Source organism: Streptomyces sp. NPDC050625 (assembly GCF_040654755.1).
Lineage (GTDB): Bacteria > Actinomycetota > Actinomycetes > Streptomycetales > Streptomycetaceae > Streptomyces.
Genome location: NZ_JBFAIQ010000023.1, coordinates 90,548 through 116,693, shown reverse-complemented (window position 1 = coordinate 116,693; position 26,146 = coordinate 90,548). Strand labels below are relative to the sequence as shown.

Here is a 26,146-nt window from a genome sequence, read left to right as displayed (position 1 = left end):
GGCGGACGGAACGTCACTCGCCCTTGAGCAGGGCGCGCGCGATGAGCTGGAGGTGGATCTCGCCGGTGCCCTCGACGAGCTGGAAGACCTTCGAGTCACGGTAGGCACGGCCGACACGGAACTCCGGCGAGACGCCGTACGCGCCGTGGATCTGCACGGCCTCGGTGGCGGCCCGCTGCGCAACGTTCGAGGCGTACATCTTGGCCATGCTCGCCTGCTTGCGGCCGCGCTCGCCGCGGTCCATGGCATGGGCGCAGTCGTGGACGAGCAGGCGCGCCGCCGTGATCTCCGTGGCCATGTTGGCGAGCTTGGCCTGGATCAGCTGGTGGTCAGCGATTGCCGTGCCACCGATGACTCGCTGCTGCGCGTACGCAATTGAGTCGTCGAGGCATCCCTGCGCAAGACCGACGGCGCGCGCGGCGACGGAGAGGCGGCCCTTCTCGACGGCGTTCATGGCAACGGCGTAACCGCCGAACTCCTCGCCGACGAGCGCATCGGCACCGACCCGGACGTCGACCAGGCTGACCTCGCCGCTGCAGATCGGTCGGAAGCCGAGCTTGTCTTTGAACGGGCTCAGGGTCAGACCGGGCGAGTCGACCGGGATGATGAAGGCGGAGATGCCCGCGCGACCGAGCGAGCGGTCGGCCGTGGCGAAAGTGATGATGAAGCTGGCCAGGTCGAGGTTGGAGATCCACGTCTTCGCGCCGTTGATGACGAAGTCGTCGCCATCGCGGCGGTAGGTCGTCTCCATCGCAGCAACGTTGCTGCCCGACTGGGGCTCGGTGACTCCTGCGGCGCCGAAGATCTCGCCCTGGGCGAGCGGCCGCAGCCACTTCTCCTGCTGCTCGGGAGTGCCGAACTTGACCAGCCCGGACCCGACGAGGGACGACGGCATCGACATGAGGACACCGAGCGTGTGGTCAACCTTCGCCATCTCCTCGATGATCTTCGCGTAGGAGACGTGGTCGAGACCGAGGCCGCCGAGCTCCTCCGGTACCGTGCCGCCGAAGAGGCCGAGCTCCGCCATCTGCTTCACGATGTCACGCGGGATCTGCTCCGCCGCGTCGTACTCCGCCACGCGTGGCGCCACCTCACGCTGAGCGAAGTCGCGGATCGTCGCGGTGAACGCCGCCAGCTCGTGTTCGTCGATAGCCATGTCGGCCACTCCTCTTGATGCCTTCGGGATGCTGCCGATTGGCCTCCGCCACAGGGCGCTGAGCCTTTACCGGCAATATGTGTTCATGGTATCTATGTTTTAGCACTGTGGCAACGGTCACGTGATCGTTGGAACCAGTCAGAGCAACCGGAGGTAGTCCATGTCAGCGCCCCTGCGCTTCGTCTTCGGCGGTCAGTACGACCGCGTTGCAGACCTTCCCGCTGTCGCCGCGACGATGGGACGCGACATCGAGAACCACATCGTTGCCAGCCCGAAGGATGCGTTCGCGCTCCTGTCGTCTGGCGAGGAGGGGTACGCGGGCGGCGAGCTGTCCTCGTCCTTCTACATGACGATGCGGTCCAAGCTCGGCGACGACTGCCCTCTCGTGGGCCTGCCTGTCTGGATCTCCCGCTCCTTCCGGCACAGCAACGTCTGGGTGCGCGAGGATTCCGACATCGAGAGCCCGGCCGACCTGGCCGGCAAGACCGTCGCACTGCCGGAGTACGGCATGACGATGGCCGTCTGGCTCCGCGGCCTCTTCCATGACGAGTACGGCGTGCGGCCGCAGGACATCTCGTGGATCACACACCGGACGCCCGTCGGCCTCGACGAGGCGACCCTCAAGCTCCCCCAGGACGTCAACATCACGCCGGCGCCTGACGCCCGCAGCCTTCCCGACCTGCTGCGAGACGGCGTGGCTGACGCCTGGATCGGCGCTGGCACATACCCGCCGCCGCGCGGGATCCGTCGACTGTTTCGCGACGCCCCTGGCGCCGAACGCGACTACTTCGCGCGCACCGGGATCTTCCCGGTCATGCACACCCTCGTCGTTCGCCGCGAAGTCCTGGAGGGCCAGCCGGAGTTGGCCCAGCAGCTTGTGGATGCGTTCGAGGCGACCAAGCGGCAGGCCGAGAAGCGACTGTGGTCGACCAGCGTCTCCTACCCGACGCTCCCCTGGACCCTCGCCGCCGTCGAGGAGCAGTACGCCGCGATGGGCGGTGACCCGTGGCCGTACGGACTCGAGCGGAACCGCCCGACCACTGACGCGCTCGGTCGCTACCTCGTCGACCAGGACCTCGTCTGGGCAGATCTCCCTATCGAGAACTACTTCCTCCCCCTCGAACCCACCACCCACAAGGAGCAGTCATGATGCTTGTGAACCGCCTCGGGTACGTCACCCTCAACGTGACCGACCTGGACGAAGCCGTCACCCTCTTCAGCGACAGCGGCCAGCTGCAGCTGAACCGTCGGACCGAGGACCGCGCGTACCTCGGCGCCAACCAGGAGCACCACTGGGTCGAGCTCCGCTGCGATCCCTCGCAGCCCGAGGGCCTCGTCCGCATCGGACTCGTCATCGACCCGGAGTTCTCCTTCGAGGACGTCGAGAAGGTGCTCGCCGACGCCGGTGTTCCGTTCACGCGCGGCTCCAACTTCACCGAGGACTTCGTGCAGGAGTGGATCCGGTTCAACGACCCGGACGGCACCGAGATCGAGATCTTCCGCGGCATGGCCGGCGTTGCCGGCGGGAACCAGCCGAAGTGGGCCAAGCTAGAGCGCCTGGTGCACGTGGCCGTCTCCGCCAACGACTGGGACAAGGCACTCGAGTTCTACACCGGCATCCTGGGCATGGGTGTCTCGGACTTCATCGAGGACACCACCGCCTTCATCCACGCGTCGGACGGCGCCCACCACACGCTCGTGCTCCAGCGCCGGCCCGGCCCCCGCGTGGTCAACCACATCTGCTTCCAGACCGAGACCTTCGACGACGTGATGCGCGCTCGCGCCATCGTGCGCCGCGCCGGCCTGGAGCTGCGGGACGACCTGATCCGGCATGAGACCTCCGGCTCCATCGGCTTCTACTTCGAGGCGGTCCCGACCGGCCTCGGTGTCGAGTTCTGCTACGAACACGGCCAGGTCACGCCCGGTTCCCACCAGCCGCGGACGTTCGTCCGCACGATTCGCGCCAAGGACGTCTATGAACCGCCTGCCGGCTACTGAACCCAGCGCGGGCAAGGGTCCGCTCGACGGAGTCAGGATTCTCGACCTGACGAGCACGATGTCCGGCCCGTTCTGCACCTTGCTGCTTGCTCAACTCGGTGCAAGCGTGGACAAGATCGAGCCTCCGACTGGCGACGTCGTCCGGCACCTGACCGCTGGCAAGACCCCCGGCATGTCGCCGATCTACCTCGCCCTCAACGGTGGAAAGCGCAGCGTGGTCCTCGACCTCCGACAGGAGGAGGGTCGTGCGATTCTCGCGCGAGCTCTCCCCCACTACGACGTCGTCGTCCACAACATGCGCGCCTCTGCTGCAGCTCGGCTCGGTCTGTCCCGTGAAGGTCTCGACGGCGCTGGGTCGAAGGCACTGCTCTGCGAGCTCGTCGGCTACGGCCCTGGCCCATACGAGAACGTTCCGGCGTATGACGACACGATTCAGGCGGCAGCGGGTGTCGCCTGGGTCCAGGGCCGTGGAGGAACGCCCGAGTACGTCCGCAACGCGGTCGCCGACAAGATCAGCGGCATGTACGCCGCACTCGGCATCAGCGCCGCTCTTGCCGGACATCGGGCGGGCAACGGTCCCTCCCAGGTGCGCATCCCCATGTTCGAGGCACTCGTCGGCTTCACCGCCGCCGAGCAGTGGGGCGGCCTCACCTATGAGCCGGCCACCGGCCCGTCGCTGTACCCGCGCACTGCCTCGCGGCAGCGCCGGCCGTTCGCGACGAGCGACGGCTACATCAGCCTGATGCTCTACACCGACAAGCACTGGAAGGCGTTCCTCGAGTTCACGGGTCACCACGACCTCGTGGAGGACCCGCGCTTCGTCAACGTCAGCGCACGCACCAACAACATCGACCACGTGTACGGCGTCGCCGCGCAGGAGCTCGCTGCACGCACAACGGACGAGTGGCTTGCTGTCTTCGGTGAAATCGATGTGCCGCACGCCAAGGTGAACTCCCTCGATGACCTCCTCGTCGACGAGCACGTGACCGCGGTCGACCTGTTCGCGGTCCAGGACCACCCGACCGAAGGAAAGATCCGCACGGTACGGAGTCCCTTCCTCATCGACGGCGCCCCTCTGGCCGCCCTCGAGCCGGCGCCAGCACTCGGTGCGCACACCCAGGACTTCGTGGACGAGTTCGGTTCCTGACCTCTCGACTCCCGTCCCCGAAAACGACGAAGCCCACGACCTCGGATCGTGGGCTTCGTTGTCTTACGACGTCAGTGCGAGGCGCACTCCGGGTGTACACCGGCCTCCTGGAACGGCGCGGCGAGCTCGAGCGTGCAAACCGAGCACCGCGGAGCCGGGGCGTAGGCGTCGCCGAGAGCGTCAATGTAAGCGTCGCGGCGCGCGATCGTGCGCACGGTCGAGCTGGCTGACACGGCCGCGAGCGGGAGGACGAGACCGGCCTCACCGGCAGCCGTCGCGAAGGAGCTCAGGTCCTTCTCGAAGACGAGCGGTGCCGGCGTCGTACCGGCCGGGGTGTTGCGACGGATCCGGTCCTGCAGGCCCCAGGCCCGGACCTGCTTCGAGTCCGCGGAGCTCGTTGTGAGGACGGTCATCAGGTCGTCCTCCTCGATGCCGTACGCGCGGACAAACTCGGTGGCCTCGAGCATCAGGTTGTAGCTCGACATGGTCATGAAGTTGACCGCGAGCTTGACCGCCGAACCGGCACCTGCCGGGCCGCAGTGGAAGAGCTCACGACCGATGGCATCGAAGATCGGCCACACCGACTGGACCGTCTCCTCGGAGCCACCGATCATCACGGTGAGGTCGCCGGTCTTCGCACGAGCGATGCCGCCGGCGACCGCAGCGTCGACGAACGCGAGCTTCGCGAACGCGGGATCCGCGGCAAGGGACTGGACGAAAGCGGGCGTCACCGTGCTGTGGATGACGACGGTGCGCGCGTGGCCCGCGGCAGCAACCTGCTCGACGACGTCGCGCACCTGCGCCTCGTTGAGGACGACGACGCCGACCACGTCAACGAGCCCCGCAAGCTCCGCCACCGAAGCCGACCCCTTCGCACCCTGCTCCTCGAGGGCCTGAACCGGCTCCGTGCGAACGTCGTACACGTAGGTCTCGATGCCGGCCCGGACGATGGCCCCGGCGAGCAGCTGGCCCATATTGCCAAGCCCGACGATTCCAACCTTCATGGTGTTTCCTCCATCTGGATAGGGGTACTTACGCCGGCCGGAAGTGCCGCGCATGTGGGTTAGCGACAGCGGGACCCGGTCACGCCGTCGGGCGGGACGACGACGCCATCCCGATGGTCTTGACCTGGGTGAAGCCCAGGATTCCTTCGACGCCGCGTTCCCGCCCCAAGCCCGAGTGGCCGGAGCCGCCGAAGGGCGCGTCGAGAGGAAGTCGCGTGCTGTTGATGCAGGCCTGACCGGCGCGGATCTGTCGCGCCACCTCTCGGGCGTGCTCAATGTCTGCGGACCAGACCGCCGCGGCCAGACCGTACGGAGAGTCGTTCGCAATGTGCACGGCCTCGTCCTCGGAGTCGTAGGCAAGGACGCACAGCAGGGGACCCAAGACCTCGTACCGCGCAATCTCCATCGCTGCCGAGACGTCGGTGAGGACCGTCGGCGCGACGAAGTAGCCGCTCGCTGGGACCTCCGCGTCAGCGCCACCGGCGAGCACGCGAGCACCTTCGGCGACGCCCGACTCGATGAGCTCGAGGACGGCGGCGCGCTGACTTGCCGCAACAAGGGGCCCGACAGTCACCTCCGGGTCATCCGGGAGTCCGAGGCGGCACTTCGCCATGTGCCTCAGGATGGCCGCCTCGACGTCATCCTTCCGTGCACGTGGCACCAGCAGGCGCGAGAGCGAGCCGCAAGCCTGACCGGAGTTCGCAAAGCAGCTCTCGAGCGTGGCGCGGACCGCCTCGTCGACGTCCCCGTCGGCGAGGAGCAGGGACGGCGACTTGCCTCCCAGGCCAAGGATGACCCGCTTCATGCCCCGCGCAGCGAGTTGCGCGACATGGCGCCCCACCTCGGTCGTGCCCGTGAAGGTGACGACATGCACCTCAGGGTGGGAGACGAGGGACTCCCCCACCGCCCCTCGCCCGACGACAAGGTTCACGACACCGGCAGGAACGCCCGCCTTCCGGAAAGCCTCGACCACGGGGAAGGCGGACAGCGACGCCAGCTCTGACGGCTTCAGCACGACCGTGCAGCCCGCGAGCAGCGGCGAGACGATCTTGATCACCATCTGCTCGAGCGGCCGGCTCCACGAGGTGACCGCAGCAACCACACCGAGGGCCTCGTGGGTGGTCTCGACATCACAGTCGACATGCGACCAGTGGATGCGCTCGGCCGAGTCACACAGGAGCTCGCCGACTTCTAGAGCTCGCGCGACCTGCCGCTCACGAGCCTCGGTCAACGGAGTACCAAGCTCGTCGGCCAGGAGTCGGGAAAGGTCGACTGAAGCGTCCGCCAACTCGGCCATCGCACGACGGACCAGAGCGATCCGGTCAGCGGGCGGGGTGGACGACCAGGTTGCAAAGGCCCGCTTCGCTGAGGCGACAGCGGTTGACACCTCGGCGGGAGTCGCCACGGGGAACCGTCCCACCGGACGGCCGGTGGCCGGACTCAGCACGGTCACGGTCTCTGGTCCAGCAGGCGCCTGCCAGGCGCCGCCGATGAAGAGCTGCTCGAACACTGGGCTACCTCCCTAAATCAACACTGGCTATCATACTCATAGTTTTATGACCTGTGACAGACCCCACAGGCCACCCTCCGTCCCGAGGAAGCCATGCCGCCTGTGTCACCCTCCGCCCACACCGCTGATCAGTCGCATCCGGCCCGTCGCTTCTCGCTCGGGCTCCTCGTGCCGATGTTGCTCGGCACGTCGATGAACCCCCTCAACTCATCGGTCATCGCCATGAGCCTCGTGCTCGTCTCCGAAGGCCTGCACACCTCGATGAAGCACACGGTGTGGCTCGTGATCGCCTTCTACCTGGCGAGCGCAACCATTCAGCCGGTACTCGGAGCCATGGCCGACCGGATCCCGCCCTTCCCTCTGTTCAGCGGGGGCCTCGCTCTGGTGGCTGCTGCCGGCACGATGGGCGCTCTCGCCAATGACATCTCGGTGCTCATCGTGAGCCGGGCGCTCATCGCGGTCGGCACCTCCGCGTCGTACGGCGCCACCGTGGTGCTGATCCGGATCGCCGCCGATGACTACGGTCCGTCGGCCGCAGGACGGGCGCTCTCCATCACCGCCGCTTTCCAGCAATGCGCGGCAGCCCTCGCGCCGGTCCTCGGAGGAGCACTGGTCGGACCGTTCGGCTGGCGCGCCGCCTTCCTCATCAACGTCCCCATCGCGCTCTGCGCGATCGCACTCTCACTCCCCCTGAGGCACCTGCGGTGGCATCGAGCCCCGGGCGAGAACCGCGAGACACTCGACCCGATCGGGATGCTGCTCACCATCGCCGTGATGACCAGCGGCTGCCTGACGCTGACCGACACCCCCGTCGGCCACCTCATCCCCGCAATCACGGTCGGCCCGGCGCTGGCCGCGCTGATCTGGTGGGAGAGCCGACACCCACGCCCCGTGGTCGACGTACGCCTGATCGGACGGAATCCGCTCCTCGGCTGGGTCTACTTCCGCTTCTTCATCTCGGGTGTCGTGCTCTACAGCGTCACCATCCTGGGGCCGCAGTGGCTCCAGCAGGGCCACGACCTGACCATCTTCGACGTCGGCCTCGTCCTCGCACCGATGACGTTCCTCGCCGCAGTCATCTCGCTGGCCGCGGTGCGCATCCACGACAAGCGCCGGATCCTGATGGTCGCCAACATCACCCAGCTGTGCGGCACACTGACGCTCCTGCTGGTCGACGGAGCAACCCCACTCGGCGTCCTGATGGCGATCATGCTGCTGTTCGCGGCCCCGATCGGGGTGCTCTACATGGCGAGTCAGGACGAGGTCTTCCGCCTTGTCCCCAAGGAGCAGGTCGGTGCCTCCGTTGGCTTGATGCGCGCCTTCTGGTACTCGGGCGCCATCGTGACCGCAGCCTTGTCCGGCATCATCTTCGGCGAGGAGGCGAGCGCTTCCGAGCTCACCCCACTCGCACTCTCGCTCGTGACCGGCTGCAGCATCGTTGTCCTCGGCGACCTGCTCGTGCAGCAGATTCGTCGCCGCCGCTTCGCAAGCAACGAGGACCTACGGCTCGATCCGGACGTGGATCGGCCGCTCGACGTCGTCTGAAAGGACCTGGGCAATCGCCTCGGCAAGCTGGTCGAGAGCGAAGGACTCAGTAGTCAGCAGGTCGAGCGCCGGGTAACCGCTGTTGATCAGGTCGACCGATCGCTGGAGCGACTCCCGCGTCTTCGGGATCGGGCCGATGATGCTCAGCCGGCGCATGCTGATCGTGTCGGCATCGACCGGAATGGACTTGCCGGGGCCCTTGATACCAGCCAGAACGAGCCGCCCGTCCGTCCGCAGCGCGGCGATGCCCTTGGCCGTCGCCTGGACGGAGTGCGGCGTCGTGTCGACAACGGTGTCCACCTCGCGCCCCAGGTGGTCCCGGAGCTCATGCACATATCCACCGCCGGAGACGGCAATGCCCCGGTCGATCCCCATCTTGCGCACGAGCTCAAGACGGTTCCGGTCGCGCTCGAGCCCGACGAGCGTGACGCGGGCCCCCACGGACGCCGCCGCAATGGCGCACCCGATGCCGCGTGGCCCGGCTCCCAGGATGACGACGTCGACACCAGCAGTCGCGCCGGCAGCACGGACTGCCCACTCGAAGCCGTTGGCCAGCGGGTTGTGGAAAGCGGCCGCCGCGGCAGTCACCTCCGGATTGAGTCGCAACAGGTCCGAGGCAGGATCGAGGTAGAGGTGCGAGGCCATGCCGCCCCACAGCCCCGGCATCACGTTCGGAGAGATGGTGCCGTAGGAACGACCGCGACAATAGCCACCCGCCGTGCAGGATGCGCAGTGGCCGCACCGCAGAGCCGAGTTCACGACGACCCGATCGCCGACCGACAGCCCCCAACGCTCGGCAGCAGCAGCGCCGACTTCTGCGATCCGCCCAACGGGCTCGTGACCGAGGGTCATCGGGTTCGGGTACCCCGGAAGGGACCCATCGTAGAACTCGACGTCCGAGCCGCAGAGGCCGTTCGACTCGATCTCCAGGAGACCGTCGTCGGGACCGATCCGAGGCAGCGAGACCTCACGGATCTCCACCGAACGGGGTCCGGTGAGGACGAGCGAGCGAGCCGTCTTCGTTGTCATGCAGATCAACCTCTCGATTGCGCGAAGCGCGGAATGTTCACCGCCACCTCTGGACGTGTGACCGACGCCCTCCATACTATGGTTATTATGAGCACACTAAACGAGAGGCCCCGTCAGATCTGGCACGCCGGGTTCATCGTCGACGATGTCGAGGAAGCCAAGGCGGAGCTCATGGCTGGCATCGGCCTGAGCTTCATCCCGACGCACCACGTCGACACCGAGGTCTTCGGGCCGGGCGACACGACGTACCGGATCAAGTCGGCGATCGCGTTCTCGTCGGACTTCCCCCTGGCTCTCGAGCTGATCCAGGAGAACCCGGGCACGCCCAACGTGAAGCGCGGCCAGAGCCGGTTCCACCACCTCGGCTACTGGTCCGACGACCTGGTCGCCGAGGACGAGCGTCTCACCGCCCTGGGCTACCCGTGCATCTACTACCGCGACGACCCGGACAACGGTCTGCGCCGCATCCTGCTCAGCGAGGGCCCCTACGACATGATCCTCGAGTCCTGCCACGTCCTGACGAAGCGCCCTGGCCTCGAGCACTTCTACCCGAACCTGGAGGACCTCAAGTGATCTGGCACGTTGCATTCTCCGTCCCGAACCTGGAGGAAGGCATCGAGAAGTTCAGCGAGAGCCTCCTCCTGCGTGAGTGGACCCCGATCAAGCACTTCGTCGGCGACGCGACGTACCCGGACGGCACGCCATACAAGATCGACACGCGTCTCGCGTTCGCGACCGACGGCCCTGTCGCCTTCGAGCTCTTCGAGGCGATCCCCGGCACGCCGAACGCCCCCATGGACGGCACGGTCTTCCACCACATGGGCTACTGGGCCGGCGCCCCGACGATCGCCGAGGAGGAGGCTCGCCTCGCCGAGTGCGAGTGGTTCCGCACTGGTGGCGACGTCACCGCCGACTCGCGCGCTGCGTTCTTCGCCAGCAAGCTCGGCATCTGGCTCGAGGCGTGCAACGTGAACGTCGAGCGCAAGGGCCTCGACAAGTACTACCCGGCTCGCTGAACCAGAAATCCCGGACTGGCCCAGAGTCATCCTCTGGACCAGCCCGGGATTCGTCATTTGGCCCCGGGGCGTCAAGATCAGGACGACGGTTCCTGACACAGGGCGTTGACCAGCTCAGTCACATCGCCGACGAACTCGAGCCGGCCGATGAGGTCGAGCGCCACCCCCGCCCGCTCTGCCAGCGACGGCGAGGCGAACGCCAGGAACTTGCGCGCGATGTCGTCGTACGACGCCGTCTGGCACCCTTCCCAGAAGTCTCCACGGCCGTACTCCTGGAAGCCGGTGAAGGTGCGGCCATCGACAGTCCTCACCGTCACCTCGGTCGGCAGGAGGTCACAGTAGCCGTGCTTCAGGAGGTAAGCCCGCATCTCCGCGTCGGCATCGGCATTCGGGACTACGGCCACCCGATCGCGGAACCCGAGGACGTCCGGATCGGTCCGTGCCTTCTCGGTGTGCCAGTGCGGCCCCGCATCCCCGTAGACCGCCGCGAGCGCGAGCGCGTGCGGGATGCTGAACTGGCCGTCGATCACCGAGTCGACGTCCGGACGGTCCATGAACTTGGCAACAGCGCCTGCGGGCACGCGCGCTTCGAGGACAGAGATGTCGCCTGCCTTCAGGTCCTCCTCACGGCGGATTCGGTCGAAGATGTCGAGCGCCGGAATGGCCCAGTGACAGGCCGGGAAGAGCTTGAACGACGTCTGGTCACCGAGGTAGAGCTCTCCCAGGTCCTTGGTCAACCACTCCCAGTCGACCGACAAGGAGGAGATGATCCGCCAGAAGCCCCGCTCACCGTCGAGGGCGTCCATGTCGGCCGTGAATCCAGCCGAAGCCAGGTAGGCAGCGCGCACCCCGGCCTCGGCCAGCGCGCCGTACATGGCGTACTTCGTCATGGGGCGTGGCGACCGCGTCTCCGCCCAGCGGCCCGCTGTGGGCAGACCCGCCGTGGACATCGTGATGCCGATGGCATGACGCATCTGGTCCGCACTTAGCCCGATCAGGCAGCCGGTGGCGATGACCGAGCTGAACGCCGCATAGGTCAGGCCGGTGACGGCTGCGATCTCGACGCGCTCACCGTCGACCACGTTGAGCTGCTGGCACGACCGGGCGATGCGGGCACCGATGTCGTAGCTGACCGCAACCGCGGCGATCAGGTCCTCACCGCTTGCCCCGATCGCCTCGGCGACCGTGAGTGCGGGCGGGACCGTGCACGCACTGTGGTGCCCGGAGTGACTGATCGTGTCCTCGATATCGAGGGCGTTGGTCATGTGAGCGTTGACGTGCGTCGCACCCGCGATTGACGTCCACTCCCCCGTGTTCAGGACTCTCGCCTGCGGCAAGCCGCCCTCAGCAAGCCGGACGTCGGCGACGATCTGCGTGGATGGCATGTGCCGACCGCCGACCGTTGCCGCAAGCGTGTCGAGGATGAGGACCTTGGTTGCCTCGACCGTTGTCGGCGGCAGGTCCTCAAAGCGCACGCTGACGGCATGCTCGGCCAGGGTGGACGTATAGCTCTGCGTCAAAGTGCATCACTCCGGACGTGAGGGCATGCGTCGGGCGAGTCGGAGCTGTCCGCTCCAGCACCCTGGAGCCCCCGCATCCATGCCGACACGTCGGGCATGGTCGCAAGCGTCTCCCAACCGGCGAGGAACGCGTCGACGGCAGCGTCACTCAGGGTGCCCTCGCAGCAATCGCGGAACTTCCGGACGACGTCCTCACGAGGGACTTCCTGACCCAGGTCCCCGGCTTCCCGCGCTACCTGGTTAGTCAGTTGACGACCGTCCTGCAGATGCAGCGTCACCGTCTCGTTGACGAAGAACTGCTCCTCGGTATTGCCCGGACTGAGGCGGGACTCGGTCTTCATCAGGAGGTCCTGCAGCCGGGGATCAGCCAGGCGCTCGTCGGTGTACTGCGCAAGACCGGCCTTGCCATCGAGCAGCGCAACCACGGCGGCGTATTCGAGGCTGAACTTGGCTTGCAGCCCCGTGGCGGGGCGGCTGTAGGGCAGCACGTCGGCGACTGACTCGTCCGCGTCGATCGTGATGCGGTCGATCGCCTCGACCGAGCACTCCCCACGGAGGGCGAGCGCAGCATCGACCGTCGCGTGCGTCTTGCCGCAGGCCGGGTAGAGCTTGACGCTGTAGCCCTCAAGCGGGAACCAGCGCGTACCGAGTCCTTCGACCACCTCTGCGATCCGCTCGCGGTCGCCGCCATAACAATGGACGAAGCCGTTGGGCCCTCCGATCGCATCGTCACCAGCGACGAACCCAAGAGCAGCCAGTTTCGCGGCCATGATCCCTGCCATTCCTCCGTGCCCCGCATGGAACGGCTTGACCATGCTGCCGAAATTGGCACGCAGACCACCTGCCTGCGAAGCGGCAATCCCGAGCGCCATGCACGCCTGGTCGATCGAAAGTCCGAGAAGACGAGCCGCGGCAGCCGCGGTGCCGACGGGAGCCCAGACCCCCGTTGGGTGGAAGCCGGCGAAGAGTGCCGGATAGCCCATCAGCGCGGCGACGCGGTGCACGACCTCGTAGGCCACAGCCATGGCCGTCAGTACGTCATCACCGCTGGAACCGACTTCCTCAGCCAGTGCCAGAACGGCGGGAACGAGCACTGCCGACGGGTGGCCGGCGAGGCGGGTGTGCATGTCATCGAAGTCAAGGGCGTGCGCCATGGTGCCGTTGGCCAGAGCGGCGAACTCCGCAGGAACCCTTGCACCGCGCGGACAGCCGAAGACGGTCGCGCCGCTTCCCGGCCCAAAGGCCTGGGCATACTGCGAGACGATTCGACCCGACTTCTCACGCGACGCAGCGACGGCGACGCCCACCGTGTCGAGGACGGCGAGATGCAGGAGCTCGAGTCGATCCCCGGGGATAGACGTCGCGTCGACGTTGACGGCAAACGCAGCAAGATCACGCGTGACCGCGCGGGACGCCGCATCCGGTGCCGCCAGTTCTGTCTCAATCACGTGGCTGTTCCTTTCGACAAAGAGAACGGGCTCCCGGCATCCGACGTGTGTCGAAGCCAGGGGCCCGTCTGGTGAAGTCGAACTTCAGTCGCGCGGCAGGACCCAAACATCCTCGGGCGAGACCGTTGCCGAGACCTGGGCCTCCGCGTCCGGGAACTTGGATCCCATGCCGAACGCACGGATCTTCTCGGCGCCGAGATCAATGAGCGCCTCACGGTGGGTACCCACGAAGACCGAGGCATCGATGCTCCCGCGCCAGGAGTTGACGCCGGACACCTCGTCGAGCGTCACGCGGACGTTCTCAGGGCGCCACACAACAGCGACCTGGTCACCCACGACGTACTGCGACCCGGCACCGACCTGACCCCCGACCTTGCCGATCGCGGTGTCCACGCTGACGCCGCCGCCGGCATGCAGCTCGGTGACCGTTCCCTCAAGCTCGTTGATCGTGCCGACAAAGCCCGCGACGTACCGGGTGGCCGGACGCTCGTAGACCTCCTCCGGCGGGGCGAGCTGGCGAATCTTGCCGTCGCCCAGGACCGCGATGCGATCGGCCATGGTCATGGCCTCGGACTGGTCATGGGTGACGTAGAGCGCGGCGAAGCCGATCTCGCGCTGCATCTCGAGAAGCTCGAAGCGGAGCTCGTCACGGACGCGGGCGTCGACGTTCGAGAGGGGCTCGTCGAACAGGATCAGACCCGTGTTGGGGACAAGCGCGCGAGCGAGAGCGACTCGCTGCTGCTGGCCACCGGATATCTGGTTCGGGTGGGAGTCGGCCAGGTGCGGGATACCCACCCGCTTCAGGGCGCCCGTGACACGGCGCTTGATCTCCGACTTCTCAACCTTCATCTGTCGAAGCGGGAACGCGACGTTCTCGAAGACCGTCATGTGAGGCCACAGCGCGTAGGACTGGAACACCATGCTCAGGCCGCGCCCCTCAGCCGGGACGACCAGCTTGGAGTCCGCGTTGAACTTGGTCTTGCCCTGGATGTCGATGCGGCCGGCGTCGGGGTACTCAAGGCCGGCGACACAACGGAGCAGCGTGGTCTTGCCGCAGCCACTCGGGCCGAGCAGCACGACAAACTCGCCGGGATTGACGCTCAGCGAAATGTCATCGATCGCCTGGACGCGCTCGCCGTCTCGGCGCTGAAAACGCTTGACGAGGTTCGTGACCTCGATCGCGGGAGTCTGTACCTGGTTCAACGTCGTTTCCTCGGTCTCGCGACTGACGCCCATGCGGTCAGTCCTCACGTTGTGACTAGCGCCATACTGCGTATCATAATCATGGTTTGTCAATAGATTCATCACGCAACGGACCATCCGGCGTCAATGTTGAGCGTCGCCCCGTTGACGTAGCTCGCTTCGTCCGATCCCAGCCAGGAGATCGCGGCAGCAATCTCATCCGCGTCGGCCTTGCGGTCTGGCATGGGCCCCTTGGCGATGGCTGCACGCTCAAAGGCCCAGCCACTGCGCTGGGACGACTTGTGCATCTCGGAGTGGACCGCTCCCGGGAGCACGACATTCGAGCGAATCCCCTCGGGTCCGAAGTACCAGGCGATGCTCCGCGCAAGGCCGAGCACGCCGTGCTTGCTTGCCACGTAGGCGACGCCGGCGGGGCCGGCGAACTGCGCGCCGCGCGAGGCGACGGTGACGATCGACCCGCTCCCCTGCGCCTGCATCACCGGAACTACGGCCCGACACAGTCGCATCACACCCGTCATGTTGACGTCGATGACCCGGTGCCAGACCTCATCACTGACGTCGGCGACCGTGGCGTAGCCGTCCATCGCGCCTGCAACGTTTGCCAACAGGTCGACCCGCCCGTCCGCCATTGCGACCAGGGCATCGACGGACGACTGGTCCGTGACGTCGGCATCGACGAAGCGCGCGCTGAGGCCGAGCTCCTCCAGAACGCCAGCGGCGCGCTCGCGCGCCTCAGCCGACCGATTGCACCCTATGACATGCGCACCTTCCGCAGCCAGGCGAATGACTGTCGCGAGCCCGATGCCGCTCGCCGCACCCGTCACGATCGCCGTCTTCCCTGCATGCCGCTGTGAATCCATGCCCATCTCCTTCGCTGCAAAAGCGATCCAGACTCGCCCTTGACCAATATGGTCATAGTAGTCAGACTATCCGTGGCTAACGTCTCACAGAGGAGTAACCATGTCTGTCGACGTCCTGACCCGGCTCGCGGGTCCACGGCGCCGGGTGTCGGCGTTCCAAGGCGCCTCGTTCACCCTGATCGCCGCCGTCGGCGTCATGGTCGGCTACCCCTTCCTGAAGGTGGTTGTCAGCCTGTTCATCGTCGATGGCGCGCCGAGCTTCGAGCCGATCCGTCGCGCGTTCGCCTCCGACGGAATCGGTGAAGTCCTCAAGACCTCGGTGATCGTCGTCTTCGCAGCCGGCATCCTCGCCGTGATCATCGGCAGCCTGATGGCGTGGCTCAACGAGCGCACCGACGCTCGCATCCCGGGAGTCACCGACTTCGTCCCGCTGATGCCCTTCCTTCTTCCCGGAATCGCCTTCGCGATCGGCTGGGTGCTGCTGCTCTCCCCCGGCGCTGGCATCCTCAACGTCTGGATCCGCGACTTCCTCGGCCTCTTCGGCGTCGAGGCCACGCGAGGACCGCTGAACATCTACACGATGTACGGCCTGATCTTCTGCTACTTCAACGCACTGGTGCCGTACGCCTTCCTGTTCGTGTCGGCCGGACTGCGCAACATGCCGGCTGACCTCGAAGAGCAGGCACGTGTCGCTGGCGCCGGGCGCTTCAAGACGTTCTGGCGCGTCACCCTCCCCGCGATGAGGCCGAGTGTTTCGGCCGCTGCCGTCATGCTCATCTGGTTCGGATTCGCGATGTTCTCCATCCCGTTCATCATCGGCACGGGTGGCAACATCGAGGTTCTGACAGTCCGCATCGTGCGCCTGATCAACTTCACGTACCCGCCGCAGACCGACCTCGCGGTCAGCCTCAGCCTCTTCATCCTGCTCTTCGTCGGCGGCGCCTGGCTGATTCAGCTGCGCATCATGAAGTCGGCGACGTTTGTGCAGATCGGCGGCCGCGGCGCCCGCGGCACGACTGTCCGGCTCGGATGGGGCAAGTGGCCCGCCCGCGCCCTGATGATCGGCTTCCTGTTGGTCTCCGGCGTGCTGCCGATGGTCGGTCTGCTGCTGACCGCGCTCCAGGGCTTCTGGAGCCAGCGGATCGACTTGGGCAACCTCGGCTTCGACTCGTTCAAGCGTGTGTGGCAGGACGAGCACGTCATTGACTCGTTCCGCAACAGCCTTGTCCTAGCCGCCATCACCGCGACCGGAATCATCGTCTTCGCTGCCCTGATGTCGACCTACATGCGCCGCCACGGCGGAGTTGTCAGCCGCATCCTCGAGGGTGCGATCCGCCTGCCCGTCGTGGTCTCCGGGTTCGTGCTGATCATCGGCATGATCCTGGCTTACTCGGGCGCGCCGTTCTACCTGCAGGGCAGCTTCCTGCTCTTCGTCATCGCCTACATGGCGATGACGATCCCGCAGGCCTCGATCATCGCGGATGCCGCGGCGGCCCAGGTCAGCGACTCGATGTCAGAGGCCGCCGCTGTCTCAGGCGCGAAGGAGGGCAAGATCTTCCGGAAGATCCTTGTGCCGCTCATGATCCCGGGGCTGGTCGCCGGCTGGACGCTCGTCTTCGTCCACGTCGCCGGAGACATGGAAGTTGCCGCGATGCTCGCGTCGAACGAGAAGCCCGTCGTCGGCTACGCGATCCTGCAAACCTTCAACGCCGGAAAGTTCGCAGACCTCGCGGCCATCGCGGTGACCCTCGTCCTCGTGTCGGCTGCCTGTATCGGACTTGGCAACCTCGCTGGCTACTTCCTGTCCGGACATGCCGGCCTGCGCAAGTCTAAGAAGGCCAAGAAGGCCTGATCTGGCGCTTCAGGAATTCCACAACAAGACGTCTGCGGCGGCCCATCGGCCGCCGCAGGCCATTTCAGGGCCGACCGGCCCTGAGAAGGAGTGACACATGACCACAGAGAAGCTTGAGGCCACCGAAGAGGACGTCCTTTCCGTCGAGGTGGCGGACGGCGTCGCGGTCCTGACGATGTCCCGCCCCCGCCGACTCAACGCTCTCAACAAGGAGATGATCCGCGCATTCGGCGACGCCATCATGCGCTTCGAGCACGATCCCGACGTCCGGGTCCTCGTCATCACCGGTGGCCCGCGCACGGATGGCCGCCCCTGCTTCTGCGCGGGGGCCGACGTCCACGAGGGCGCAGCCCACGGGTCCGCCGGCACCGGTGAGCGGGAGTTCGATCTCGCCCGCGAGGTGGCAGGCGTCTTCGACGGCGACCACCTCGGTGCCCAGGGCATTCGCGAACTGTGGCACCGGCTGGAGACATACCCGAAGCCCGTCATCGCCGCCATCGACGGCGTGTGCACGGGCGGCGGCGTAGAGCTGGCCATGAGCTGTGACATCCGCATCGCCTCCCGCACCGCCCAGATCAGCGACCTGCACCTGACGAACGTCGGCCACGTCGGTGGCGCCGGAGCGACCAGCCGCCTGAGCCGGATCGTCGGTCCCTCCATGGCCAAGCAGATGGTGTGGACGGGCCAGATCCTCGACGGTCCCGAGGCCCTCCGGGTCGGACTCGCCACGCTTGTCACCGAGCCCGAAAAGCTCGTCGAGACCGCAATCGACATGGCCCGAGCCACCGCCCAGCGCGACCCGGTCGGTGTACGTTTCGGCAAGGTGGTGGCCAACGCCGCGCCCGACATGAGCCTCGAGCAGGCTCTGCGCTACGACTACCTTGCCTGGACGACGCAGATGATCGAGACCGACGGCTTTGCGGCGACCCGTGCGTTTGCGAGCTCGCGCGGCAAGCAGGCCTGACGTACGAAAGCAACAGGGGCTGCCTCTTCGGAGGCAGCCCCTGTTTGTCGTTCGCTTCTGATCGCGCCGGCTCTCAGACCTCGTCCCAAAGCGCATGGGGGAGGTTGAGGCCTTCGAACTCCGTGGGATCAATCGGGCCATCAGGCTGCAGGCCGAGGAAGGTGATGACGGCCTGCATCTGGCGAGTGTGCTGCATGACCGAGTAAGCGTTGGACTCGATCACCCGGCGCAGCGGCACAGCGCCGTAGAACATCTCCACGACCCGATCCGGATCGTCACCGCTGGCGAGCCAGGTCGCCGCCCGACCTTGAAGGTCGCTTGCACGTGCCTCGACGTCCGCGATCGTCGTGCCTGCCTTCAGGTAGTCCTCACCTTCGGGCGACTGATAGCCAGCCAAGGCGTAGACCGCAACGGGCGAGAAGTCCGTGTCCCGTTCCTCAGCTACGAGGACAAGCCTGCACAGGTGCCCCACGACGTGGTTGACGAGGCCGAAGTAGGTACGCCCAGGGCGGCCCGGCAAGCCGTCCTCGTAGCGCTCGACCGGAAACTGGCGCAAGAAGCGCAAGGCGGCGTCGACGGTCCGCACGGAGCGCGAAACGAGTTCTTCAACCTGTAGGTATGCACCCTCCGACTGGACACCCAGGATCTCGTCGACCATCGCCAGGTCAAGACCGAACACGAACTGGTCGCCTCGAGTGAGCACGGGAAGTCCCTTGGCGCCCAGTGCTTCGAGTGCCTCAAACCCAGAAGGGTCATCGACGACGTTGACGCCGACGAAATCGAACACCTTGCGCGTGACGCCGCCGTCGGCATCGTCAGAGATCCAGAACCAGCTTCGAGCACTTCGCACGGCCGACGCAGATCAGCATCGTGCCCTCCTCGTCGTGCTCCTCCGGACTCATCAGGGTTCCGCGGTGATCCGGCTGGCCTTCGATAACGTCGGTCTCGCAGCTGCCGCAGTAGCCCTCGAGGCACGACGAGGCGATGTCCGGGCGAATCTCCTGGACTGCCTCAAGAATGCTCTGGTCAGCAGCGATGTGCAGCGTGACGCCGGAGGCGCGCAGCTCGACGTCGAACGCAAAGTCACCGCTGGTGTCGATCTCCGGAGCATCCGTCGGCGCCGAGAAGCGCTCGATGTGCAGCCGGTCAGCGACCCCGGCCGTCTCGCATGCCGCAGCGACAGCGTCGAGAAGCGGAGCGGGACCACAGCAGTAGATGACGCCTTCCGGCGACAGGCCGCCGACGATGCCTGCGATGTCCGGGAGACCGTCCGTGTCCTGCGGGACCAGGGTCACCCGCTCAGGTGCGAACGCAGCCAGCTGGTCGGCGAAAGCCATCGACTCGCGGCTGCGTCCGCCGTAGACCAGACGCCAGGAGGCGCCGCGGCGCTCGAGCTCCTCGGCCATCGCCTTGATCGGAGTGACGCCGATGCCGCCGGCGACCAGGACGTAGTCCGGGGCGTCCACCAGCTCAAAGTGATTGCGCGGGCGGCGCGACAGGATCTCCACGCCGGGCGTGAAGTCGCGGTGGATCTCTTCCGATCCACCTCTCCCAGCGGGCTCGCGGAGCACCGCGACCGCATAGGTGGAGGTGTCCCCCGGGTCTCCACACAGCGAGTACTGGCGGGAGATGCCAGAGGGCAGGAACATGTCGAGGTGGGCCCCGGGCTCCCAGGCGGGAAGCTCCTCTCCCCCTACGGCTTCGAACTCGAGCCTTACGACGTCGCGGGCGACGTCAACCCGGTCACGGAGGCGCAGCTTGATCTGCGACTGGTCAGCGTTGTTCACCATGATCGTGTCTCCTTCGAACTCAAGCCTGGACCGGCATGACGACGTCGTACCGGACGAACCGCTTGCCGCCCTCAGCGCCCGCAGACTCCTGCTGGACACCCTCCGGGTCCGGGCGCATCCCGCTCTCAAGCTGGAGGCGAAGCATCTTCACGAGGACACCCTGTGCCTCGTTGCCACCCTGCTCCCAGATGAGGATCGGCCGACCGAGGCACATGTGCGCGCCGGTGCCGAAGGCGAGGCCGAAGCCGGGCACCTTCCCCTTGAGTGCCTTGCGGTACGGGTCGTAGGCGTCGAAGTCGTCACCGAACACGGACGCATCGCGGTCGGCGGGACCAAGCCAGCTGTAGACCCAGTCGCCCTCCTTGATCTCGCGCCCCGTCTCGAGGACGACGTCCTTATTGGCGATGCGGGCGAGGTACGGGCGCGTGGCGCGGTGCAGACGCAGCGACTCGGCGATGGCGCCGTTGAGGAACGTGCGGTCCTGGAGACGCTCGAGGTCCTCCGGGTGCTTGTCGAGCCACGGAATGACGTCGTCGAGTCCGTAGGCAGCCATGGCAACGGGGTTGTTGATCGAGCCCGCCATGAGCTCGACCATCTCGCGGAAGATGGCCGTGTCGTCGATCGCGTCGAGGTCGTCCTCGACAGCGATCATGCTGGTGATCAAGTCACCCGGGAGCGCATCCTTCTTGGCCAGGTCATCGCCAGCCTCGCGCACAAGCTCGAGACGGCGCTGGAAGCTGGGGACATAGACCTCCTCGCGTATCTTGGCGACCGCCGCCCGCGCGTTCTCGAGGATCTCGTCCTTGAGCTCGTCTGCGACGTACTCGACCGTGATGCCCATGACGATGTGAGTCGCGAGCTCGCGGAAGCGCTCGATGTCAGCCTCCGACTCGATCTGGTCGACGCCGATCATGCCGGCGACCAGGCGCCAGTAGACGCGTGCCGCGAAGTCGAGGAGGTCGAAGCGAACCTCCGTCGCCCCCGGCTCCGCGGAAGCTCGCGTCAGCGCGGCGTAGTGCGCGAAGACCGCCTCGAACGCGGTGCCCTCAGCGCCCCAGGGCATCTTCGGGCTCAGCATCCGCGACAGCGCCTTGCGCCGGTTCAGGTGCGGACGGCCATCGATCGCAACCAAGGTGCCACCCACGAACTCCAGCGACTCTGCCTTGGTGCCCTCGAGGTTGAAGTCACGGCTGCGACGCAGGACCTCCTCGACCTCGTCGTAGCGCTCGAGGTTCACACCCGAGCTGAGGTCCCAGCCAGCGTGGGGGTTGGCTTGATTCATCATGCGAGCGTCCACCTTCATCAAGTACGTGGCCGGATTCAAAGTCCGACTAAACCCTGTTTATCATTATACGAATTACGACTATGAGCGCAACACATGAGCGCATCTTTCTAGGCGTCCGCACCATGACCAATGCCCGGGGCCGTCGGCGACGGACCCGGGCATTGGCTTGGGCAGCCCATGGAGCGGCGGAAGAACCGGTCACCCTGGACCTCAGCGGATGGCGTTGAGTCCGAGGATCTCGCGACCCGCCATCAGGCGCTGGATGTAGCCCGTGCCGTCGGGAACCCACAGCATGCGAGCATCGCGGGCCCACTTCTCGAGCGGCAGCTCACACGACAGGCCCATGGCGCCGTGCAGCTCGATGGCCATGTTGGTGACCTTCACGGCAGCCTCGGTGGCGTAGTACTTCGCCTGTGACGACTCCAGGCGCGGGAACTCGCCGTCATCCAGCATCTTGAGGGTCCGGTACGCCAGGTAACGGCTGGTGTCGGTCAGCGTCTGCATCTCGACGATCGCCTTCTGGACGAGCTGGAAGGCACCGATCGGCTTGCCGAACTGCTCGCGCGTCTTGACGTACTCGATGCTGGCCTCCAGTGCCCGCTGCATGAGGTGCACCGACATGATCGCGAGCATGGCGCGAGCGCCGAGCCAGGATCGCGTGAGAGCAGCCACGCCGTCACCGGGTTCACCACAGAGGTTCTCGTCCGGAACGAACGCGTTGTCCAGCGTGACCTCGCCGAGGTGGTGCCGCTTCAGACCCATCATGTTGAGGTCTCGCGCCTCGTAGCCATCGGTCTCGCGCGTGTCGAGGATGAAGCGGCCAACGATGCTGCGGCCTCGCTCATCCGTGCCGACGCTCGCCGCCACCAGGACGACATCTGCCACAGCGGCGTGACTGCTCCACACCTTCTGGCCCGTGATGCGGTAGCCGCCGTCGACCTTCACGGCCTTTGTGGCCATGCTCGTCACGTCAGAGCCAGCGCCCGGCTCGGAAATGCAGGAGCCAGCCATCAGCTCGCCGCTCGCAAGGCCCGGGAGGTACTTCTGCTTGAGCGCGTCGGAGCCACCCATGCACAGGCGCATGGCGATCATGTCGTTGGACGCGATGTCCATCGAGATCTCCGGCGGAAGCTGCTCGTAGATCAAGCCGAGGTTCACGTAACCGAGTCCGGACCCACCGTCCTCCTCAGGCACGCGCGCATTCAGGACGCCGAAGGGCTCGAGCATGCGGAGCACCTCACGGAGCACGTCCGTCGGCAGCGGCTCCTCCGGAAGGTTGTCGAGCATCGGGTCGATCTTGTTCTTGACCAGCTCGCGGACGGTCCGCTGCAGGTCCTTCTGCTCAGGGCTGAGCTCGATGGTCACGGCAACTCTCTCAATCTGTGGGGATGTTCAGTGATGACACGGGCGGCGAGTCACTCGCCGAGGTAGACGACGCCGGCATCCTGCAGCTCGTCCAGACGCTCGGTCTCGAGACCGAGAAGGTCAGCCAGGACACCGCCGGTGTGCATACCGGGGTGAGGCGGCGCGACGTACCGCTGCTCGACACCGTCGACCTTGATCGGGTTGCCCAGGAGCTTCAGCGACTTCCCGCTGTGCGCCTTGACCTCGACGACCATCTCGCGCGCGGCAGTCTGCGGGTGCGCGAAAGCCTCATCAGGAGTGAGCACCTCGGAGTAGGCGAGACCCCCCTCCTCGAACCGCTGGATCCACTGGGCAGAGGTCTTGGAGCGCAGGATCTCGGTGGCCATACTGCGGAGCGTCTCGAAGTTCTCCTCGCGCGCCTTCGGCTCAGCGAACCGCGGGTCCTCGAGCCACTCCGGGTGGCCCAGGATCCGACAGAAGCGCTCGAACTGCGAGCGCCGCGTGGCCGCGATGGTCAGCGGCTTGTCGGCGGTCGCGTAGGTACCCCAGAAGCGGGGCGCGCGCTCCATGTTCAGCGTGCCTGGGAAGTTGAGCATCTGGACGCCGAAGCCGGCCATCCACGTCATCAGCGAATCGTTCATCGCGATGTCGATCCGGCAGCCTTCGCCGGTCGTGGCCCGACGATGCAGGGCAGCCGGGACCGCCACTGCGACGTACATGCCACCGACAAGGTCGGCCATGGGGACGGGAACCGCCTGCGGGATGCCGTCCTCGTCCTTGATCTGGCAGAACTCGGTGACGCCAGAAGCACCCTGCACCGAGATGTCGAATCCGGCACGGAAGCGATAGTCGCCCGTGGCGCCGAACGCGCTGAGCTCACAGAGGATGATCTGCGGTTTCGCCTTCTTCAGCGCGTCATAGTCGACTCCCAGCTTCTTGGCCACACCGGGGCGGTAGTTGTTGACAACCACGTCCGCCTTTGCGACCAGCGCATAGAGGAGCTTGAGGCCCTCCGGGTCACCAAGCTTGATCGCCACGCTCCGCTTGCTGCGGTTCACACAGAGGAAGTACGAGTCCATGTCGTCGATGCGGTTCTGCGCGTCGATCACATCGCGGGCATGCGTCCCGGTCGGCGGCTCCTCGATCTTGAGCACCTCAGCGCCCAGGTCGGCAAGGATCTGCGTGCCGAAGGGACCCGAGGTCGCCTTGGTCAGATCGATGACGCGTACGCCGTCAAGAAGGCCAGTCGGGAAGGACATCACGAGCTCCTAAGGTACTGTAGTAATCATAGTCAGAGTAATGCCAGTCACATGGGTCCGCAAGCATCTGGCGGCTTCGAATCAGTCGGCGAGACCGCCACCCGCACTGACAGACGTGCCGTTGACGTACGCGCCCGCATCGGAGGCAAGGAAGGAGATGACGCTCGCAACTTCGTCAGCGAGTGACATGCGGTCGATGGAGACGCGCGGGAAGCTGGAGTCCAGACTGGCAATGCCGTTGACAGCGGTCGACAACGTATTGAGGGTGCGTTCCGAGACCATGATTCCCGGGCATACGCCGACGACACCGATACCAAGGCCCCCGACATCCCGCGCCAGGTTTCGCGTGAAGCCGATGACGCCTGACTTCGACGCGTTGTAGACGGCAAGATCATCGACGGTCGTCTTTCCGCCCTCGGAAGACACGTTGACGATGCGGCCGACGCCGCGCTCAACCATGACGGGCAGGACCGCGCGGCACATGTTCAAGACACCCATGAAATTGACCCGGACGACACCCTGGAGATCTTCGAGCGAGAGGCTCAGGAAGCTGCCGTGGTGCTCGACCTTCGCACCGTCCGCCTTGATCGACCCCGACCCGCCCGCATTGTTGACGAGGATGTCAATCTGGCCCCAGGCCTCGAGCACCGCCGACACACCTAGCTCAATACTCGCGAGATCGCCGACGTCCGCAACAACCGCGAGGGCCGGGACGCCCCATCGCTCCATCAACTCGTCAGCCGCAGTCTTGGCCAACTCGCGCGAGACGTCGAAAACCGCGACCCGAGCACCCTGCTCGGCCAGCCGGTGAGCCGTGCAGTTGCCGAGGCCGCTGCCACCACCGCCCGTGACGATCGCCGTCTTGCCGGCCAGGCTGAGCAGGTCCGCGGTCGAACGCTGCTCTCGACCGAACGGGATCCGGTCAAGGCGATACCGCTCCACGACCTGGTGCGGGATGCCATCGATGTTCATGCACATTCTCCTGTTGAAATGGAAAGGGGCGGTTGGCAGCGGATGACCCGCCACCGACCGCCCCTCGACTGGGGACATCAGCCCTTGACGGCCTTGATGACTTCCTCGATGCGCGCCGGCGAGAGCGTCGCGGACTGCGTGAACTTCGCCGGGAACTTCAGCGACCCGCCGAACGGACCAACCGTGCCATTGCCCGGGATCGCGCTGAACTCGTTGTTGCCGTCCTTGGTGAGAAGGTTCGCAAGGAAGAGCTTGGCCTGCGCCGGGTGCGACGTTCCCTCGGTCACGCCGCCACACATGGGCGCACCGGTAGTCTCGTCGAGGGCGATGAAGTCGGTCGGCCCGCCCGCCTTGGCAACCGTCGTGGTGACCGTCTCCGCGGTCGGGACCATGATGGGCTGCTCGCCCGCAGCAAGCTGCTGAGCAGCGGACTGGGTACCGGCGCCCCACAGACCAGCCTGGGCGGCGAGCTTCTTCACGTAGCCCTCACCCTTGGTGCGCAGGAGCCAGTCCCACGCGCCAGCCATACCGGTGCTGGTCTCCGGGCCGATCAGGAGGAGCTTGCCCTTCCACTTCGGGTCGAGGAGGTGCTCCCACGACTTCGGCATGTCGGCCTCCTTCACCTCGGTGGTGTTGTAGCCGAAGCCCCAGAGGTTCTGCTGGAGGACCGGAATGGAGTCCGCCCAGACGAAGCTCTTCGGCCAGTCGGCCGCGGGGAACTGCGGCAGGCCCAGGCCATCGAAGGACTCGATCAGGCCGTCCTTGATCTGCTGCTCGATGAAGCTACAGGAGCCGAGCATGAGCACGTCGCCCACGATCTTGCCCGACTTCGACTCGTTGACGTAGCGCTCCGTGAGCGACGTACCCGCGATGTTCTCGGTCTTGATCGGGAGACCGAAGCGCGCGGTGTAGTCCTCTCCGAGCTTCGCGGAGATCGCGTCCTGCATGCCGGTGTAGACGTGAAGCTTGCCGTCGGCCTTGATCTCCTTGACGGCCGCGTCGTACAGCTTCGCCATCGCAGCGTCGGTCGGACGCTTCGAAGCGTCGATCTTGTCGGCCTCGCTGTCGCCACCGCAGGCGGCGGTCGTCATGACCAGCGCGGCGGTGGCAATCGAGGCAACCGCCGTGCGGGCAGTCATGGGAATGCGCATCGTGCATGCTCCTTCATCAGAGGCGCCCGCAGGCGCTTCAGTAGACCTGATCACCTTAATCATGAATATCAG

The 26,146-nt window shown here is 66.2% G+C and carries 23 protein-coding genes; 8 read left to right on the top strand and 15 right to left on the bottom strand.

The genetic code is table 11. The features are described from left to right. Positions 1 to 13: 13 nt before the first annotated feature. Positions 14 to 1,156, bottom strand: a complete 1,143-nt coding sequence (locus AB0I54_RS35790) for an acyl-CoA dehydrogenase family protein (RefSeq protein WP_363300426.1) — start codon at positions 1,154 to 1,156, stop codon at positions 14 to 16. Between the two features lie 160 nt (positions 1,157 to 1,316). Between AB0I54_RS35790 and AB0I54_RS35785 the strand changes: the two genes are divergently transcribed. From AB0I54_RS35785 to AB0I54_RS35775, 3 genes are read left to right on the top strand one after another with little or no spacing between them, the layout of a single operon-like run. Beyond that, positions 1,317 to 2,306 carry an ABC transporter substrate-binding protein gene (locus AB0I54_RS35785; protein ID WP_363300425.1) on the top strand — a complete coding sequence of 330 codons (990 nt, stop codon included), beginning with the start codon at positions 1,317 to 1,319 and terminating at the stop codon, positions 2,304 to 2,306. Then, positions 2,303 to 3,154: a VOC family protein gene (locus AB0I54_RS35780; RefSeq protein ID WP_363300424.1), complete on the top strand. Its 852-nt coding sequence runs from the start codon at positions 2,303 to 2,305 to the stop codon at positions 3,152 to 3,154. Before AB0I54_RS35785 ends, AB0I54_RS35780 begins: the two co-directional genes overlap by 4 nt. After that, positions 3,132 to 4,301, top strand: coding sequence for a CoA transferase (locus AB0I54_RS35775; protein ID WP_363300423.1), 1,170 nt, complete (start codon positions 3,132 to 3,134; stop codon positions 4,299 to 4,301). The genes AB0I54_RS35780 and AB0I54_RS35775 overlap by 23 nt, the downstream gene beginning before the upstream one ends. A 71-nt stretch (positions 4,302 to 4,372) precedes the next feature. Here AB0I54_RS35775 and AB0I54_RS35770 read toward each other — a convergent pair whose 3' ends face one another. Then, a complete protein-coding gene (locus tag AB0I54_RS35770) occupies positions 4,373 to 5,305 on the bottom strand; it encodes an NAD(P)-dependent oxidoreductase (RefSeq protein WP_363300460.1) in 933 nt (310 codons plus the stop codon). Positions 5,306 to 5,384: 79 nt separating this feature from the next. Then, positions 5,385 to 6,815: an aldehyde dehydrogenase family protein gene (locus AB0I54_RS35765; RefSeq protein ID WP_363300422.1), complete on the bottom strand. Its 1,431-nt coding sequence runs from the start codon at positions 6,813 to 6,815 to the stop codon at positions 5,385 to 5,387. A 93-nt stretch (positions 6,816 to 6,908) separates the two neighbouring features. On the opposite strand from AB0I54_RS35765, the gene AB0I54_RS35760 reads away from it, so the two are divergent. Next, positions 6,909 to 8,360, top strand: a complete 1,452-nt coding sequence (locus AB0I54_RS35760; protein ID WP_363300421.1) for an MFS transporter — start codon at positions 6,909 to 6,911, stop codon at positions 8,358 to 8,360. On the opposite strand, the gene AB0I54_RS35755 is transcribed toward AB0I54_RS35760, so the two are convergent. Further along, positions 8,316 to 9,389, bottom strand: a complete 1,074-nt coding sequence (locus tag AB0I54_RS35755; protein WP_363300420.1) for a zinc-binding dehydrogenase — start codon at positions 9,387 to 9,389, stop codon at positions 8,316 to 8,318. The two genes, AB0I54_RS35760 and AB0I54_RS35755, sit on opposite strands and share 45 nt — an antisense overlap. 87 nt (positions 9,390 to 9,476) lie before the next feature. Here AB0I54_RS35755 and AB0I54_RS35750 point away from each other — a divergent pair, with 87 nt between their 5' ends. Beyond that, on the top strand, positions 9,477 to 9,962 hold the full coding sequence (locus AB0I54_RS35750; RefSeq protein WP_363300419.1) for a VOC family protein: 486 nt from the start codon (positions 9,477 to 9,479) through the stop codon (positions 9,960 to 9,962). After that, a complete protein-coding gene (locus AB0I54_RS35745) occupies positions 9,959 to 10,405 on the top strand; it encodes a VOC family protein (RefSeq protein ID WP_363300418.1) in 447 nt (148 codons plus the stop codon). Before AB0I54_RS35750 ends, AB0I54_RS35745 begins: the two co-directional genes overlap by 4 nt. A gap of 77 nt (positions 10,406 to 10,482) precedes the next feature. Here AB0I54_RS35745 and AB0I54_RS35740 read toward each other — a convergent pair whose 3' ends face one another. The 4 genes from AB0I54_RS35740 to AB0I54_RS35725 all read right to left on the bottom strand — a co-directional run bounded on the left by AB0I54_RS35740 (position 10,483) and on the right by AB0I54_RS35725 (position 15,436). Further along, positions 10,483 to 11,925 carry an MmgE/PrpD family protein gene (locus tag AB0I54_RS35740; RefSeq protein WP_363300417.1) on the bottom strand — a complete coding sequence of 481 codons (1,443 nt, stop codon included), beginning with the start codon at positions 11,923 to 11,925 and terminating at the stop codon, positions 10,483 to 10,485. Continuing rightward, complete coding sequence (locus AB0I54_RS35735; RefSeq protein WP_363300416.1) at positions 11,922 to 13,373, bottom strand: MmgE/PrpD family protein; 1,452 nt, start codon at positions 13,371 to 13,373, stop codon at positions 11,922 to 11,924. Before AB0I54_RS35735 ends, AB0I54_RS35740 begins: the two co-directional genes overlap by 4 nt. Before the next feature lie 84 nt (positions 13,374 to 13,457). Next, positions 13,458 to 14,609: an ABC transporter ATP-binding protein gene (locus AB0I54_RS35730; protein ID WP_363300415.1), complete on the bottom strand. Its 1,152-nt coding sequence runs from the start codon at positions 14,607 to 14,609 to the stop codon at positions 13,458 to 13,460. Positions 14,610 to 14,677: 68 nt separating this feature from the next. Next, complete coding sequence (locus AB0I54_RS35725; RefSeq protein WP_363300414.1) at positions 14,678 to 15,436, bottom strand: SDR family oxidoreductase; 759 nt, start codon at positions 15,434 to 15,436, stop codon at positions 14,678 to 14,680. 100 nt (positions 15,437 to 15,536) lie between these two features. On the opposite strand from AB0I54_RS35725, the gene AB0I54_RS35720 reads away from it, so the two are divergent. Beyond that, positions 15,537 to 17,288, top strand: coding sequence for an iron ABC transporter permease (locus tag AB0I54_RS35720; protein WP_363300413.1), 1,752 nt, complete (start codon positions 15,537 to 15,539; stop codon positions 17,286 to 17,288). Positions 17,289 to 17,385: 97 nt separating this feature from the next. After that, positions 17,386 to 18,252: an enoyl-CoA hydratase/isomerase family protein gene (locus tag AB0I54_RS35715; RefSeq protein WP_363300412.1), complete on the top strand. Its 867-nt coding sequence runs from the start codon at positions 17,386 to 17,388 to the stop codon at positions 18,250 to 18,252. Positions 18,253 to 18,325: 73 nt separating this feature from the next. Here the strand turns inward: AB0I54_RS35715 and AB0I54_RS35710 are convergent, their stop codons facing one another. The 7 genes from AB0I54_RS35710 to AB0I54_RS35680 all read right to left on the bottom strand — a co-directional run bounded on the left by AB0I54_RS35710 (position 18,326) and on the right by AB0I54_RS35680 (position 26,137). Next, a complete protein-coding gene (locus AB0I54_RS35710; RefSeq protein WP_363300411.1) occupies positions 18,326 to 19,102 on the bottom strand; it encodes a hypothetical protein in 777 nt (258 codons plus the stop codon). Then, positions 19,068 to 20,042: a PDR/VanB family oxidoreductase gene (locus AB0I54_RS35705; protein WP_363300410.1), complete on the bottom strand. Its 975-nt coding sequence runs from the start codon at positions 20,040 to 20,042 to the stop codon at positions 19,068 to 19,070. The genes AB0I54_RS35710 and AB0I54_RS35705 overlap by 35 nt, the downstream gene beginning before the upstream one ends. Before the next feature lie 19 nt (positions 20,043 to 20,061). After that, complete coding sequence (locus tag AB0I54_RS35700) at positions 20,062 to 21,327, bottom strand: cytochrome P450 (RefSeq protein WP_363300409.1); 1,266 nt, start codon at positions 21,325 to 21,327, stop codon at positions 20,062 to 20,064. 210 nt (positions 21,328 to 21,537) lie between these two features. After that, positions 21,538 to 22,692 carry an acyl-CoA dehydrogenase family protein gene (locus AB0I54_RS35695; RefSeq protein WP_363300408.1) on the bottom strand — a complete coding sequence of 385 codons (1,155 nt, stop codon included), beginning with the start codon at positions 22,690 to 22,692 and terminating at the stop codon, positions 21,538 to 21,540. 50 nt (positions 22,693 to 22,742) lie between these two features. Continuing rightward, positions 22,743 to 23,951 carry a CoA transferase gene (locus tag AB0I54_RS35690; RefSeq protein ID WP_363300407.1) on the bottom strand — a complete coding sequence of 403 codons (1,209 nt, stop codon included), beginning with the start codon at positions 23,949 to 23,951 and terminating at the stop codon, positions 22,743 to 22,745. A gap of 81 nt (positions 23,952 to 24,032) precedes the next feature. After that, the gene (locus AB0I54_RS35685) at positions 24,033 to 24,923 is read right to left on the bottom strand and encodes an SDR family NAD(P)-dependent oxidoreductase (RefSeq protein WP_363300406.1); all 891 of its coding nucleotides are present in this window, start codon (positions 24,921 to 24,923) and stop codon (positions 24,033 to 24,035) included. 77 nt (positions 24,924 to 25,000) lie between these two features. Next, complete coding sequence (locus AB0I54_RS35680) at positions 25,001 to 26,137, bottom strand: extracellular solute-binding protein (RefSeq protein WP_363300405.1); 1,137 nt, start codon at positions 26,135 to 26,137, stop codon at positions 25,001 to 25,003. Between the last annotated feature and the right edge of the window lie 9 nt (positions 26,138 to 26,146).